This is a genomic window from Acinetobacter bereziniae (genome assembly GCF_016576965.1).
GTDB classification, from domain to species: domain Bacteria; phylum Pseudomonadota; class Gammaproteobacteria; order Pseudomonadales; family Moraxellaceae; genus Acinetobacter; species Acinetobacter bereziniae.
The window spans coordinates 3,941,987-3,958,514 of the sequence record NZ_CP066119.1; the positions used below are offsets into that span (position 1 = coordinate 3,941,987).

The 16,528-nt window shown below is 37.6% G+C and carries 12 protein-coding genes; 6 read left to right on the forward strand and 6 right to left on the reverse strand.

Annotated features, from left to right (window positions below):
* Positions 1-106 precede the first annotated feature (106 nt).
* Positions 107-2,248: a phosphate acetyltransferase gene (gene pta / locus I9192_RS18370; RefSeq protein ID WP_200149980.1), complete on the forward strand. Its 2,142-nt coding sequence runs from the start codon at positions 107-109 to the stop codon at positions 2,246-2,248.
* 138 nt (positions 2,249-2,386) lie between these two features.
* On the opposite strand, the gene I9192_RS18375 is transcribed toward pta, so the two are convergent.
* Entirely contained in the window at positions 2,387-4,600 is a 2,214-nt protein-coding gene (locus I9192_RS18375; RefSeq protein WP_200149981.1) for a TonB-dependent receptor, read from the reverse strand.
* Between the two features lie 286 nt (positions 4,601-4,886).
* Positions 4,887-5,513: a class I SAM-dependent methyltransferase gene (locus I9192_RS18380; RefSeq protein WP_200149982.1), complete on the reverse strand. Its 627-nt coding sequence runs from the start codon at positions 5,511-5,513 to the stop codon at positions 4,887-4,889.
* A gap of 169 nt (positions 5,514-5,682) precedes the next feature.
* Here I9192_RS18380 and I9192_RS18385 point away from each other — a divergent pair, with 169 nt between their 5' ends.
* From I9192_RS18385 to I9192_RS18400, 4 genes are all read left to right on the forward strand, one after another.
* Complete coding sequence (locus I9192_RS18385; RefSeq protein WP_200149983.1) at positions 5,683-7,206, forward strand: fumarate hydratase; 1,524 nt, start codon at positions 5,683-5,685, stop codon at positions 7,204-7,206.
* A gap of 82 nt (positions 7,207-7,288) precedes the next feature.
* Positions 7,289-7,837, forward strand: a complete 549-nt coding sequence (locus tag I9192_RS18390) for a hypothetical protein (RefSeq protein ID WP_200149984.1) — start codon at positions 7,289-7,291, stop codon at positions 7,835-7,837.
* A gap of 10 nt (positions 7,838-7,847) precedes the next feature.
* The gene (locus I9192_RS18395; protein ID WP_151797487.1) at positions 7,848-8,381 is read left to right on the forward strand and encodes a DUF2059 domain-containing protein; all 534 of its coding nucleotides are present in this window, start codon (positions 7,848-7,850) and stop codon (positions 8,379-8,381) included.
* Between the two features lie 72 nt (positions 8,382-8,453).
* Complete coding sequence (locus I9192_RS18400; protein ID WP_004830168.1) at positions 8,454-8,987, forward strand: DUF2059 domain-containing protein; 534 nt, start codon at positions 8,454-8,456, stop codon at positions 8,985-8,987.
* Between the two features lie 51 nt (positions 8,988-9,038).
* On the opposite strand, the gene I9192_RS18405 is transcribed toward I9192_RS18400, so the two are convergent.
* From I9192_RS18405 to tig, 4 genes are all read right to left on the reverse strand, one after another.
* On the reverse strand, positions 9,039-9,788 hold the full coding sequence (locus tag I9192_RS18405; RefSeq protein WP_005033736.1) for a DUF2846 domain-containing protein: 750 nt from the start codon (positions 9,786-9,788) through the stop codon (positions 9,039-9,041).
* Between the two features lie 167 nt (positions 9,789-9,955).
* A complete protein-coding gene (gene clpX, locus I9192_RS18410) occupies positions 9,956-11,266 on the reverse strand; it encodes an ATP-dependent Clp protease ATP-binding subunit ClpX (protein ID WP_004830171.1) in 1,311 nt (436 codons plus the stop codon).
* A gap of 36 nt (positions 11,267-11,302) precedes the next feature.
* A complete protein-coding gene (clpP, locus tag I9192_RS18415) occupies positions 11,303-11,914 on the reverse strand; it encodes an ATP-dependent Clp endopeptidase proteolytic subunit ClpP (protein WP_005033741.1) in 612 nt (203 codons plus the stop codon).
* Between the two features lie 189 nt (positions 11,915-12,103).
* Positions 12,104-13,435 (reverse strand): trigger factor, encoded by a 1,332-nt coding sequence (gene tig / locus I9192_RS18420; RefSeq protein ID WP_004830173.1) that lies wholly within the window; start codon positions 13,433-13,435, stop codon positions 12,104-12,106.
* Between the two features lie 430 nt (positions 13,436-13,865).
* Here tig and I9192_RS18425 point away from each other — a divergent pair, with 430 nt between their 5' ends.
* Entirely contained in the window at positions 13,866-16,169 is a 2,304-nt protein-coding gene (locus I9192_RS18425) for a TonB-dependent receptor (protein ID WP_200149985.1), read from the forward strand.
* The last annotated feature ends 359 nt before the right edge of the window (positions 16,170-16,528 follow it).

Genomic DNA, 16,528 nt, shown 5'->3' on the forward strand with positions numbered 1-16,528 from the left:
CTCAAATGTATCGATGAATAAAGATTTTGCGTCAAATAGTGTATTCTGCTTTGTGATCTTCTTGTATATACAAATTTCAATCTTTTAATTTATTAAAGAATAGTCTATGAAAACAATTCTGTTGGTTCCAACTGGGGAAGGTGTCGGATTAACTTCTGCATGCCTAGGCTTAGTTTATGCTTTGGAATGCCAAGGTGTTAAAGCAGGCTTCGTCAAACCATTTTCACAAGAATTACAAGCAGAACCAGATCGCACAACAGCTCTGTATCGCCATATTTCAAAATTAGACACTGTTGAACCGATTACTTATGCAAAAATTACTCAACAGTTAAATGATGGCGAAACTGATGAGCTTTTAGAAGAAGCAGTGAGTTTACAGCGTCAAGTGGCTAAATCACATGACATTATTATTGTCGAAGGTTTAGTCCCGACAGCGCGTGATGCTTTTGCCAGTGATCTGAATGCTTCTTTGGCACAAGCACTAGATGCAAAAGTTATCTTTGTCAGCAATGCCGACATCAATCGACCTGAATATACTGCTGAAAAAGTCGAAGCACAATTACGTAACTTTGGAGGTGCTTCATCTACGCGTAATGCAGGTGTATTGTTTATGCGTACACGTGGCTTACCAGAGGAATCTGCTCAAATTCCAGTGACCATTGACCCAAGTCTACGTTTAATCTCTGATACCGAAAAATTCAAAACTGAAATTCAGAAAACACATGCTCACATTGGCTCAGCAGTTTTCCCAATCATTGGATTGGTGCCTTTCAGTGATACATTGAGTGTACCCCGCATCTCTGATCTCGCAAAACAGATTCAGGCAACATGGATTAATCAAGGTAAAGCCAACACACGCCGTGTTTTGCACAGCAGTTTGATTGCTTCAAATATTGAGCATGAATTACAAAAGTTTGTTGCTGGCGAATTAATTATCAGTGCATCCGATCGTATTGATGTCCTGTTGGCAAGTAGCTTAGCCACCAGCAATGGTATTCCACTTGCAGGTTTAGTTCTTACTGAACATCATGAACCTAATCCATTGGTTTTAGAGTTCTGCCAATCTGCAATTAAAAATGGCTTACCGATTTTACACACACCACTCAGTACATTTGAAACTGCGCAACAATTGGCAAATCTAGGGAATGAAATTCCTGTAGATGATACAGAGCGAGCGGATCAAGTCACTCGTTTTGTTTCTAGTCATATTGATCAAGATTGGTTACTTCAAATCCTCAATGGTGATTATAAACCTCGCCTCTCTCCTTCTGCATTCCGTCATGAATTGGTGCAAAAATCAATTGCAGCAAAAAAACGTATTGTACTTCCAGAGGGTGATGAACCACGTACCATTCAGGCAGCGGCTATTTGCCAATCTCGTGGAATTGCACAATGTGTATTGTTAGCAAAACCTGAAGCTGTTTTTGATGTGGCCAAAGCCCGCAACATCGAATTACCCGCTGATTTAGAAATTATTGACCCTGACCTTATTCTTGAAAACTATGTCGCGCAAATGGTTGAACTGCGTAAAGGTAAACTCAATGAATTGCAGGCACGTGAACAACTTCAAGACACTGTAGTGTTAGGGACGATGATGTTGGCATTAGATCAAGTGGATGGCTTGGTATCAGGTGCAGTACATACTACAGCCAATACTGTTCGCCCCGCTTTCCAACTGATTAAAACAGCCCCTGAATACTCTTTAGTATCCTCAATCTTCTTTATGCTCTTGCCTGATGAAGTATATGTGTACGGAGATTGTGCGATTAATCCAGATCCAGATGCTGAACAACTGGCAGAGATTGCGATTCAGTCAGCAGATTCAGCAAAAGCCTTTGGAATCGACCCACGTATTGCGATGATTTCCTATTCAACGGGAACTTCAGGCGCTGGTGCAGAAGTAGAGAAAGTGGCTAAAGCAACCGAAATTGCCAAACAACGCCGCCCAGATTTGTTGATTGATGGACCATTACAATATGATGCTGCGTCTGTGGAAAGTGTGGGGCGTTCTAAAGCACCAGACTCTCAGGTCGCAGGTCGTGCCAATGTCTTTATTTTCCCTGATCTCAATACAGGAAATACCACCTATAAAGCAGTTCAGCGCTCAGCCAATGTGGTGAGTGTTGGTCCTATGTTGCAAGGTTTGAACAAACCTGTGAATGACTTGTCCCGTGGTGCATTGGTTGATGATATTGTATTTACCATTGCATTGACGGCGATTCAATCAGAACAACAAGCAACACAATAAGCTTTTTATACAGATAAAAAACCCACTCAAATTATTTGCGTGGGTTTTTATTTTTTTGTTTCTATAACTCAACCAGCTCTGTGCCCAATACCATAATTCAAATCAATAAAAGGCACATAGCAAGTTATTTCACAGGACTTAGAAATAATAATTCACACGGAACAGATAGTTTCTTGGTGTCCCTGGCATAGAGTTTGAACGCCAATATTCTTTATCAGTGAGATTATTCACAGCAAATGTTGCACCCCATTTATCATCTTTATAACCTACTGCTGCATCGACACGAGTCCAGTCTGGCATTTTTATTAAATTTTTATCTGTAGTATAATACGAGCCTACATAAGTCGCCCCTACTTCACCATACCATTTCTCTGTTGGTAGATAACGCACAAATAGGTTGCCCGTATTTTCAGAAATTTTTGCGAGCTTTTTACCTTTTAAAATATCTTCATCTTTTACACCAGTACGACTATCACTTTTCGATTTAGCATCGGTATAACCATAACCACCTCGCACATAGAGATTATCTAAGACTCGACCAATAAAACTAAACTCTACACCTTGCGATTGTTGCTTCTGCCCTACTTCCCAATCATTTGGTCTGTTCACAGAGTCAGGCTGGTAACGTATGTTATTTTTAGTAATATCGAACACAGAAAGCTGAGTATTTAAACGACCATCCAACCAATCACTTTTTACCCCAATCTCATATTGCTCATTATATTGCGGTTCAGCATCGTATGTACTTGGATTTACCGTTGTACTCACCAATAACAATCCTCGACCACCATAAGGAGAAAAACTTTTACTATAAGAGGTATAAAAACTTTGACTTTCAACTGGTTGCCAAACAAAACCAATATTAGGGCTTAAACTATCATCCCGATATGAACGTTTACGCTGATTACGAACATCATTGGTCGCAAAATCATAACTATCGTAACGAACACCTAACATCATTTTATATTTTTCATTAAATGAAATTAGGTCTTGTAAGAAGAAGCTTAAAGAGCTTGCATCGGTTTTAGTGTGAGAGGTTTCTGCTGGACGAGAACCATTGAGCTTAGACCAACCATCAGATAAATAACTATCAGACGTATCAAATGGATTGACATAACGATAATAGAGTCCAGCACTGCTACCACTTGAATAATTCCCTAAAATTGGTTCTCGTTTTTCATTTGACCAATCACTACCAAACATAACCTTATGGTCTAAAACACCTGTTTTAAATTGACCTGTAATGTCAAAGGTATTTAAGAGTGTTTTATTGGTGGTTTGCTGCCAAGCATAGTTTTGACGAATTTTTCCTTGCCAGTCGCATTTTTTACCATCATTTTGTAACCCTGCTGCTGAACACCATGTACCGCTAAAGAAGTTATCAAAATCTTGAAAAGATTCACGATGACTCAATGCCCAATGAAATTTCCAATTTGGTGCAAATTCATATTTCAGATCAGTTCTAAATGACTTGGTTTCATCAACAATATTATCATTTGTACCTGCAAAGCCCGTTTTAATTGAAACCCCTGATGGCAACTCATTATAGACTGGACCACGATCAGGCGTTCTGTTTAAACTGTCATAAGTATATTCAGTCGTCCAAAGTAATTTTTCGTCATCACTACGATAGGTCAAACTTGGAGATAACATTTCCTGATTAAAACCTATTCCCGAGCGGAAGCTATTGGTATCTGACTTTTCACCGACTAAACGCACAGCCCAGTTGTCATTAAGTACCTTATTGAAATCAATGACACCACCAACGTTATCATAAGACCCAACATAAGCACCAATTGAACTTTTTGAGTCAAAATTGGCAACCTTGGTCACCATATTAATCACGCCACCGCCTGAACTTCGTCCATAGAGCACAGAAGCTGGTCCTTTGAGTATTTCAATACGTTCAACATTGGCGGTACTGCGTCGGTATTGTCCGCTTTCACGAATCCCATCACGATAGATATCATTCTCATCGGCATTGAATCCACGAATAGTGATTCCATCATTTCTCGTGTCATAACTGGTCGAAACACCAGGTGTTCCCTGTAACATCACGCTTAAATCATTTGCGCCATACAACTTATACTTAGACACATCAATCGTATCTACAGTTTGAGGAATATCTTTCTTATCCAAACCATTTCGCGTCACACTGGCCTGTTTATAGTCCACATAGGTTTTAATGGGGTCACCATCTGCCATTGCTTCAATCACAATGGTGGGAAGTGTTGCTGTATTGGTTTTTTGTTCTTGTTTAACTGTATCAGAATCAGAAAATGCCTGAGTGGAAACAAACAGGCATCCCGTTGATAGCATCATGAGTGTTAAGCTTTTTTTGACAAAACGCATTGCATCCTCAAAAAATCGTAATGATAATAATTATCATTATAATACAAATTTTCATAATTTTTTACATAAATATATCAATCTCTGAACATAAACAACCATTTTCTCCTTATTTGAGCATATTTTTATTGAAATAAACTAATAATAATCTTAAGCATTAACTAAATAATTCTAAAAAATATCTATAAAATTCAAAAAAATAATTAAAATATTTTTGCGCTATTTATGTGATATTTATCACATTTATAATCATTTAACTATTTTATTCAATTGATTAAATGAACACCAATTATTTCCTTTGCACCAACCAAACTGTATGTCCCGTACAATTAGGGTCTTCTACGACCCTATTAATCACTTTAAAGCCGTAGTTATGGAATAATTGGATATATTCTTCTGGCGATAAACTGGCATGATATAGAGGTTCTCCGAACAGTTCTCCAATTTTCTCTCCAAATGCAGGTCCACTGCTAAACATTAAAACCGTAGCTGGCGTTGCAAAACGATCAAATTGTTGAAACATTGCCCTTTGCCACTTAGGTGATAAATGGAAAAAACTATCCCAAGCTAAAATCCCCTGAAACTTTTCAATCAGTTCAACTGTGCGCATATCCGCTTGAATCCAAGTACAGTTTGGAAACAGATCTTCAGGAAAATTTTCTCGCACCATATCCAGCATTTCTTCTGAACTGTCTACACCCGTCACATTATGGCTTTGCTCAATCAAATAAGCCGCTATGGGTTGTCCTGAACCGCAACCTAAGTCCAGTATATTTGAGCGTTGTGGAAGTAATTTTAAAAACCGATCTAACCATACTTTCTCATATAAACAAGACCCTCTTAATGCAGTCCATGCATAGGCTTTATTGTTATAAATTTCAATAATATTATCTGCAAGATGAGTATGCTTTCCCATAACGCTTCTGTACTCATTGCAAGCTTTTATTCTATCATCAGTATAAAGTTTTTAGCCCAAATAAAATAATAAAACTTTAGCCTAAAAATCCATCAAAGCCACCACAAAACAAGCAATATCACGTATAATTCAGTCCGCTAGCTAACAGCCCGCTCAAGAGATTTTTGATATGACAACTATTATCAAACAAGATGACTTGATCACATCGGTCAAGGACGCGCTTCAGTTTATTTCGTACTATCATCCACAAGACTTTATCCAAGCGATGAGCCGTGCTTATGATCGTGAAGAGAACCAAGCTGCAAAGGATGCAATTGCACAAATCTTAATTAACTCACGTATGTGTGCAGAAGGTCATCGTCCAATCTGTCAAGATACTGGTATTGTTAACGTATTTGTTGACGTGGGCTTAGATGTTAAATTTGATTTAACCATGAGCTTAGATGATGCGATCAATGAAGGTGTACGCCAAGGTTATTTAGAAAGCACCAACGTACTCCGTGCTTCAGTTTTAGCAGATCCAGCTTTTGGTCGCAAAAATACCAAAGACAATACACCTGCTGTAATTCACTACAAACTCGTTCCAGGCAATAAAGTCGATATTACTGTTGCAGCGAAAGGTGGTGGTTCAGAGAATAAATCTAAACTGGCAATGTTGAACCCTTCTGACTCGATCGTAGACTGGGTGCTTAAAACTGTACCAACGATGGGTGCAGGTTGGTGCCCTCCTGGTATGCTCGGTATCGGTATTGGTGGTACTGCTGAAAAAGCCATGATGCTTGCAAAAGAATCGCTCATGGAAGAAATCAATATGGACGAATTACTTCGCCGCGGTCCACAGAACCAAATCGAAGAACTACGTATTGAAATCTTTGAAAAAGTGAATGCTTTAGGTATTGGTGCTCAAGGTCTTGGTGGTTTGACGACTGTTCTTGATATTAAAATTAAAGACTATCCTTGTCATGCTGCTGGTAAACCAGTCGGTATGATTCCAAACTGCGCTGCAACTCGTCACGCTCATTTCCAATTAGACGGTTCAGGTATTGCACATATTCAAGCACCTTTACTTTCAGATTATCCTGAAGTGACTTGGGATACTTCAACATCTAAACGTGTTGATTTAGACAATATCACACAAGAAGAAATGAACTCGTGGCAACCGGGCGATACATTATTATTAAATGGTACCATCTATACAGGTCGTGATGCTGCGCATAAACGTATGGTGGATATGCTCAATAAAGGCGAACAGTTACCTGTAGACCTAAAAGGTAAATTCATTTACTACGTAGGACCTGTAGATCCTGTAGGTGATGAAGTTGTAGGTCCTGCTGGTCCAACAACAGCAACACGTATGGATAAGTTTACACGTCAAGTCCTTGAAGCAACTGGCTTGTTCGGTATGATCGGTAAAGCGGATCGTGGTCCTGCTGCTGTTGAAGCGATCAAAGACAATAAAGCAACTTATTTAATGGCTGTTGGTGGTGCTGCTTATTTAGTATCTAAAGCCATTCGTGAAGCTGAAGTTGTCGCATTTGCTGACCTAGGTATGGAAGCAATTTACAAATTCAAAGTACAAGATATGCCTGTATCAGTCGCTGTTGATGTAAATGGTACTTCTGTTCATGCAACTGCACCAAAAATTTGGCAAGCAAAAATTGGCAAAATTCCAGTTGTTGATGCTGCAAATTAATCTGCATAAAAGCTGAAATTAAGCTTGAGCATCACTTGAAAAGCACTCTATGATTAGGGTGCTTTTTATTTTGAGTCATGTCATGAACTTTATAAAATATATTATTTTTTCTGTATTATTGCTATTCTCGATCTCTATACAAAGCTTTGCCTCAAATACAGAAAGTGAATCCCTTGATCGACTCACACAGGGTATCATTGGCAATCAAATATGGCGTCTTCAAGCAAATGAAGACGCAAAGCGTATTTATCAAAATCAAGCAGAAAATTTAATTAAAAATGGGATAAGCACGATACAACTCACGGATAACGAAAAACAAATCATCCCAGAAATTGTCGCGGTTTATCAATCAATGACGAAAGATATTCTTCGAGATCCACAATTTATCAGTCAAACCAAGCAAATTATTTTAGAATCGTTAAGCCCTCAAGAAATTGAAGCACTTTATCAGCATGACACAACGCCAAGCCAAGCACTGTACACAAAACTTGCAAATGTTGACACGAAAATATTTATAGAAAGCAATGCTACGATTCATAAAGCAATTAATGATCCTCAATTTATTCAGCAATATCGCAATAAAATGGGAGAAATTATTCAACAACTACATTGGTTAGAGGATAATAAATAAAGGAAAACTCATGAAAATTAAACAGTTCGCTTTAACTTTAAGTTTATGCTGTATGACAGTGTCAAGCTTTGCATCTCCAGCAACAGATAAAAGCGTAGACAAATTAATGCAACTTTCCAATATCACCGAGATATTCAGACAAAGTACTCGGGATATGCAGCCTTATTTTGATGAGCAAGCTGAAGATCTTGTTCGGCAAGTGACTGGCGCTCAGACACTCAACATTGATCAACAAAATGCGGCACTGCAAATTAGTGCTCTCTATAGCGATGTTCAACAAAAAATGATTACAGATCCTGAATATCTTGCTTTATTCAAATCACTTTTTAAAAAAACCTTTACTGAAGAAGAAATCCAAGCCAATATTGCGTTCCTCAGCACACCTTTAGGGCAATCGATCAATCAGAAAATGAATCTATTGATGACTGAAGTCATGCAAGAAACCACTAAATTCTCACAGAAGCAAATGCTTAAAGCAGAAAATCAAAAAGTGATTAAAGATAAAATGGAAGCCATTTTAAAACCTATACTGCAAACCCAATAAAGCTTTATATTGTTTTCGAATGTGGGTAACACCTTTGTCGTATAAATAACAACGTGATCCTATAGGTATATTATGAAATTATTACAACATTTAGTGCTGCTTGGCTCATGTCTAACTGCCAATTTTGCTTTTGCAGTACAAGCATCTGATCAACAAGTACAACAATTGTTAAAAGTGATGAACATTGATCAACTTTTACAAGAAACGATGCAACAGATCCGTCCTCAATTAGATCAGCAGGCTTATCAAATCATTAAAATGTCCGTAAACAAGGAACAATTAAGTCCACAAGAACAAATTGTTGCCAATGAATTGGCAGATAAAATGTATGCTCAAAGTCAAAAAACAGTATCGTGGGAACAGATCAAACCACTTTATCTAAAAATTTATAAAGATGTTTTCAATGCGGAAGAAGTACAAGCACAAATCGACTTTTATTCGAGTGCTGTGGGGCAATCTATACTTAAAAAGTCTCCACAAATTGCTCAAGAAACGATGAAGATGATGAATACTCAACTTAGCAATACCCTTCAAAATACTGAACAAGATTTTAAAGAGATAAATAAGAAACTTGCTGAATTAAAAAAAGCAGCGAATACCCCATAAACATTAAAAAAGAGAGCTTCGCTCTCTTTTTTAATCTGAATACTAAAAAGCTTACCAAGTTGTTGGATTCCAAAGCTTAAAGGGTTGCCCCAAGTGCACATCATCACTCACCTTATATGGTGCACCTTTAATTTTCTCTTGCGGTTTAATCACACGCCCATCCGCCGTCACCTCTGCCACAAAATTCAATCCAGGTGTTTTAAGTTGCGTCATAGCAATTTCTTTTAAGCCCTGTCGAGTTGGCATTTGCATCAATGGTCCAACACGTAATAGCCCTGCCTCACCATTTGGTCCACCACGGAATTTTTCTTCCTCATATTTGACAAAATATTGCCCACCCGCCTCTACTGAGAAATAGGCAACTTTAGGCTTTTGAAAATGAAAAACTGTTAAAGGGCGACTTAAACTTAATTTATAATCACCTTCAGCAAGTTCAATCCAATAGTAGTGATTACTGATTAAACTCGGAATCCGCTTACCATTTAAAAAGAAATTGGTGGGAATGATTTCTTGTCTGTTCCAGCGACTATCTGGACGATAAAAATAAATCACAGCAGCTTGAGGATTCTGTGGCTTCACCAAATGAAAGTACTGACCGGGTTTTTGATTGACCCAAGAACCTACAGAAAAAGATTTCACTTTATATTGATCAAGCTTTTCATGAACCAATGATTGTTCTTTTTTAAAATCAATAGGATCTAAAGTCGAAACAACTTTGGTTGATTGCTGTTCTACAGATTGATGACTCTGACAAGCTGCTAATCCACAACTCATCAAAACAACGAGACTGATGTAACGCATGATTTTCCCTCACCGCGTATTTTTTATTTTCATTCTTAAGAAACAATATTCTGCACAGTGAGCTTAACATTACAATGACAATTTAAAAATAAAAAAACGTGTAAATAGTCAAGCTACTTACACGTTTCAGATAAGATGCAAAAGTAATATTGAGTAAAATCGAACATTTAAGCCGATTTACTGTCTAAAACCTTTAGATCTACTTTTTCAACTTCATTGCTTTCTTGCTTGGGTTGCCGTTCAGGTTTGAACTCAGGCACAGCTTTATCATTGATCACTGCTTCATTGATAATCACTGTACCAATATCAGTGCGACTTGGTAAGTCATACATGGTTTCAAGGAGAACGTTTTCCAAAATAGAACGCAAACCACGTGCACCTGTATTACGCTCTAAAGCCTTTTTCGCAATCGCACGTAATGCAGAGTCTTCAAAGAGAAGATCAACATTTTCCATTTCAAATAAATATTGATATTGGCGTGTTAAAGCATTTTTAGGCTCAGTCAGAATCTGCATTAATGCTTCTTCATCAAGCTCTTCTAAAGTTGCGATCACAGGTAAACGACCAATAAACTCTGGAATTAAACCAAATTTCACTAAGTCAGCTGCTTCAACTTGACGGAATAATTCAGAAACTTTTTTAGTGTCATCCTTATTTTTCACATCCGCAGTAAAGCCAATTCCACCTTTCTCTTGACGTTGTTGTACCACTTTTTCAAGACCAGAGAATGCACCACCACAAATGAACAAGATATTTGCAGTATCAACCTGAATAAACTCTTGCTGTGGATGTTTACGTCCACCTTGAGGCGGAATGGATGCAACTGTACCCTCAATCATTTTTAACAATGCTTGCTGTACACCTTCACCAGAGACATCACGCGTGATTGATGGGTTTTCAGATTTACGGGTAATCTTGTCAATTTCGTCAATGTAGATAATGCCTTTTTGCGCTTTCTCTACATCGTAATCTGCTTTTTGCAACAGCTTTTGAATAATGTTTTCAACATCTTCACCAACATAACCAGCTTCAGTCAATGTTGTCGCGTCCGCCATTGCAAAAGGTACATCAAGTAGACGAGCTAAAGTTTGCGCAAGCAAGGTTTTACCTGAACCTGTTGGTCCGATCAGCAAGATATTACTTTTTGCGATTTCAACCGCATCTTTAGGCTTATGACCAGTTTGAGAAACTTTCAAACGTTTGTAATGGTTATATACAGCAACTGAAAGCGTTTTCTTAGCAGTATCTTGACCAATCACATATTGATCCAAAGCCGCACGAATCTCATGTGGTTTTGGCAATGGGCGTGTTGCCCAATCGCCTGTTTCCACTTGTTGACTCGTTTGCACTAAGTCTAAGCACACATCCACACATTCATTACAAATATATGCGTCCTCGCCTGCAATCAGCTTACCGACTTCAGACTGCGTTTTACCGCAAAATGAACAATGCTTTTGTCCTTGAGGAAGATCGGACATTTTCACTCCAAATTCTTAAATCATATCTATAAATGCTTAGTTTTGAGGTCGTTTACTTAATACCTGATCCACTAAACCATATTCTTTTGCTTGCTGCGCGGTCATGAAATTATCCCGATCTGTATCTTTGGCAACAGTTTCGTAATCCTGACCACTATGTTCAGCCATTAAACGGTTTAAACGTTCTTTGATAAATAGAATCTCACGTGCGTGGATTTCAATATCCGATGCCTGACCACGGAAACCACCTAGTGGTTGGTGAATCATCACACGAGCATTTTCCAAGCAATAACGTTTACCCTGCGCACCTGCATTCAATAAGAACGCACCCATTGATGCAGCCTGCCCCATACAATATGTCACCACATCAGGTTTAATAAATTGCATGGTATCGTAAATTGCCATACCTGCAGTAACAGAACCGCCTGGTGAATTGATATATAAATGGATATCTTTATCTGGGTTTTCAGCTTCTAAAAACAACATTTGTGCAACAATAAGATTTGCCATGTTGTCTTCAACTTCACCCGTTAAAAAAATCACACGTTCACGTAAAAGACGCGAAAAAATATCGAAAGAACGCTCACCACGTGAAGATTGTTCTACGACTACTGGCACTAAAGCGCTTTCAATTGATGGAACATACATACGTTATTTATTCCTGAATTTTTGTTACGTCACTCATGTTCACAATATGAGGGATAATTGCTGAAAATGCAAAATATTCCCAACTAAATATCCGATATTTTTTGCATAAGTATTGTGAACAGATTAACTAAGCCAATGTTTAAACTCATAAAAAAAGGCGCCAAAGCGCCTTTTTCAACATCAAACAACTTAGCCTTGTTGGCGTGCTTGTTGCTCTTTTAACAAATCTTGATAGCTTACAGCTTCATCAGTCACTTTAGCGCTAGCCAAGATGTGGTCAACCACTTGATCTTCTAACACAACGCCTTCAATTTGAGCACGTTGTTGCTTGTCAGTTTTGAAATATTCAATCACTTCAGCTGGATCTTCATAAGAAGAAGCCATATCTTCAATATAAGCATCAACACGTGCTTGATCTACTTCAAGTTTAGCATCAGCCAATACTTTACTCACAAGTACGCCAAGCTTCACTGATTTCTCAGCTTGCTCTTTGAACAACTCATCTGGAAGCATGCTGCTGTCAAATGCTTTTGCACCTTGAGCACCAAACTGTTGAGTAAATTGTTGAATCATTTGTTGACGTTGACGGTCAATTTCTTGAGCCAACATAGACTCAGGAACTTCAACTTCGTTTGCAGCAACAAGTGCATCAAAAGTTGCACCTTTCACTTGGTTACGCAAACCATTTTTCACTTCACGTTCCATGTTCTTGCGAACGTCAGCTTTTAATTTTTCAACGCCTTCTTCTTCGGTTAAACCAAAGATTTTTAGGAATTCAGCATCAATTTCAGGAAGTTTTTGCTTTTCAACAAGTTTAACTGTGATTTTGAATTGCGCAGCTTTACCAGCCAAGTTTTCAGCTTGATAGTCTTCAGGGAAAGTAACATCAATTACTTTCTCTTCGCCTTTCTTCATACCAACGATACCGTCTTCGAAGCCAGGGATCATACGACCAGAACCTAAAACAAGTTTAAAGTCTTCAGCAGCACCACCTTCAAACTTTTCACCGTCTACAGTACCTTCAAAGTCGAAAGTCACTTGCATGTCTTTCTTCGCCATGCCTTTAGTTTCAGTCCACTCAGCACGTTGCTTTTGAAGGTTTTCAAGCATCACGTCAACATCTTTGTCTGTAACTTCAGACGATTTACGAGATACTTCTAGACCATCAAATTTAACTTCAACTTCAGGATAAACCTCAACAGTTGCTTGATAAACTAAAGCATCATCTTTGTTTTCAACTTTGTCGATGTTTGGCATACCAACAGCATTGATTTTTTCTTGTTGAATTGCTTCAAATACGGTGTCACGAATAATATCGTTGACAACTTCTTGATAAATACCCGCGCCATATTCACGACGTACAACATTTACAGGCACTTTACCTTGACGGAAGCCGTTAATCTTCACAGTTTTAGCAGTGCGTTTCAAGCGAGCTTCAAACTGCTCGTTAATACGGCTCGTCGGTACAGATACATTTAAACGACGGGCAACGCCCGAAACCGCTTCAGAAGTTACTTGCATGGCTTCCTCGATAGAATTTAATAATTACAGTTTTTCAAAAAGTGCCACATTATATGACAACATTTGAATATATACAAAACACCTGTGTAAATCATTTTATTTCAATGATTGTTTTTATCTTTATGCTGAGTTTTTAAACAAAAAATTAAATCAATTCATTTCTCAGGATTAAATACATTTTGATGAATTTACCTAAATCTAAAATTTTATTTACACACGCTTCACTTTTTTTTACATTTTGAAATATTTAACAAGTATAAAAAAATTATTTCTTTCAATCCATTAACTCAAAACTAACAGCTAAATTTATTTATTTTTACTTCAAGTTTCTCTAATTCAATCGGCAAATACAATCACAAACTAATGCATAAAAAAATAAGAATTATTATTATTCGCATACAAATTTACACTACTCTTTGTGAGTTAAAGTATGTCATTTATCAAATCACGCAAAAAGATTGTTAGCAGAGCAATCGCTTCATCACTTTCAGTTATTGCAACGTCAGCTATCGCTCAGAACGAAATCGCAAAACTACCAACAATTAAAGCACAAGCAACTGCAGAACAAAGTTTAAAAGTAGATCAGTCGGCTAATACAAAATTTGTTGCCCCACTTCTTGATACACCTAAGTCGGTATCAGTTATTTCAAAAAAACTTATTGAAGATACGCAAGTCACAACACTTGCCGATGCACTTCGTACAGTACCAGGAATTACTTTGGGGGCGGGTGAAGGTGGTAACCCAAATGGTGACCGTCCATTTATCCGTGGTTATAACTCTGAAAGTTCAATGTATATAGATGGGGTTCGTAATTCAACTTCACAAAACCGTGAAATGTTTGCAGTTGAGCAAGTAGAAGTAACCAAAGGTTCAGCCTCTGCTATGGGCGGTGCTGGAACTTCAGGTGGTAGCATTAATATGATTTCTAAAGTCGCTAAAAAAGGTGACTTTCTAGAAGGTTCTGTCGCTGGTGGTACAGACAATTACCAACGTATTACCCTAGATGGAAATAAAGATTTTGGTAATGGTATTGCTGCACGTGTTGCGGTGATGGGACATCACAACGAAAAAGCTGGGCAAGATGATGGCGCAGAATACAAACGTGCAGGGATCGCGCCTAGTATTACTTTTGGTTTAGACACGCCAACTCGTGCAACTCTAAGTTATTATTACTTAAAATCAGACGATACACCCGATTCAGGTGTTCCATATAATTATGATGTTTCTAAAAAAGCAACTGTTGGCAAGCCTGTCGATGTTAAGCAAGGCATTTATTATGGTTGGTTAGATCGCGATTTCCAAAAACAGGAAAATCAAAGTGGTACATTAAAATTAGAACATGATCTCACAGAAAACCTTACGCTAAGTAATACTGCTGTTTATAATAAATCAAAAAATAATTACCTATGGACTCAACCAGATGACAGCCAAGGCAACATTGTCAATGGTAAAGTTTGGCGTCGTGTGAACACCAATCTTACAAGCACCGACAGTTTTACTGATCAATTGGCTTTAACAGGTAAACTAAATACAGGTGCTTTCAAACATAAGTTTAATATCGGTGCAGAATACTCAAAACAAGATTCTGATCGTGGAACGAATATAGTTACAGACCCGAATACATCAAAAATTGGCGGTAGTTCAAGTAATAACAATGCAAATAACGCATGTTCGCTGACAAACTCTAATGGTTGGTGTACTGATTTAAACAATCCTAACTCTCATGATGCATGGCTAGGGAAAGTAACTGCTAATCCAAATGTAACCAATATTACCTCTAAAACACAATCAGTCTATGCTTTAGATAATATTGAAATTACGCCTCAATGGTTACTCGATTTGGGTGTTCGCTGGGATAAATTCGAAACTGACATGAAATATAATCAAGATTCAGGTTCAGGCGCGACAGCAATTAAAGCTGGCACACATTATACCTCTGATAACGACTTCTTTAACTACCAATTAGGCGTAACTTTTAAGCCTGCTGAAAATGGTTCCATTTATTTAAGCTATGCAACTTCAGCAAACCCTGTCGGTGTGGATGCTGGTGATGGTTCTGAAGGAATTAGTGTTCCAGGACGTAACACCACTGATGAACAATCTCGTGCAATTAATAACTTAAAGCCAGAAGAAGTTAAAACCTATGAAATTGGAACAAAATGGGATCTGTTTGGTGATAAGTTAAATTTAACAGCAGCTATTTTCCGTACTGAGAAAGAAAATACACGTGCATTAGACACTGATGGTTTCACACGTAATATTGGTGAAACTCGTGTAGATGGTATTGAATTAGGTGCGAATGGTAATATTACCAATAAATGGGCAATCAGTGCAGGTTATACCTATCTAGATAGTGAAATCGTAGATGCTGGTTTTACAAAAAATACTGATGGAACTTATTCTCCAAGTTCAACCAATGGAAATCAAGTTCAAAACGTAGCGAAGAACTCAGCCACTCTATGGACAACCTATCAAGTGCTTCCACAATTGAATTTAGGTGTTGGGGCAATAGCGATGGATAAAGTTTACGGCGATGCTGCCAATACTAAATTTGTTCCAGGCTATGTTCGCTACGATGCAATGGCACGTTATAACGTTAACAAAAATGTTGATCTACAATTAAATCTAAACAACCTTTCAGATAAACGTTATTTCACCAAAGCCTATGCATCACACTATGCAACAGAGGCTGAAGGTCGTAATGCAGTATTGTCGATCAACTTTAAATATTAATAGTTAATACTTTAAAAATTAAATTGAAATGGCTCCTTTTCATAGGGGGCCATTTTTTTCGTATAATTTAGCTTGTTATTCCTTCAATTAAAGATAAACCTCACTGTTATTAATTCTCACTAAAAAATTATCCTATAATTTCCAATAGTTATTTTTTACCAATCATTAAAAATACACTATATTTCAGCAATATGATCAAATTCAATCAATCATATCTTCTATAGCTTTCTTTAATTATATTGAATGAATTAAACAGTTTTTCCGTATGAATAATTATTTACACACATTGTTAATGAAAATAATTATCATTAGAATTCGCAATATTGATTACATACCTTAACAATTTCTCCATTATTGCG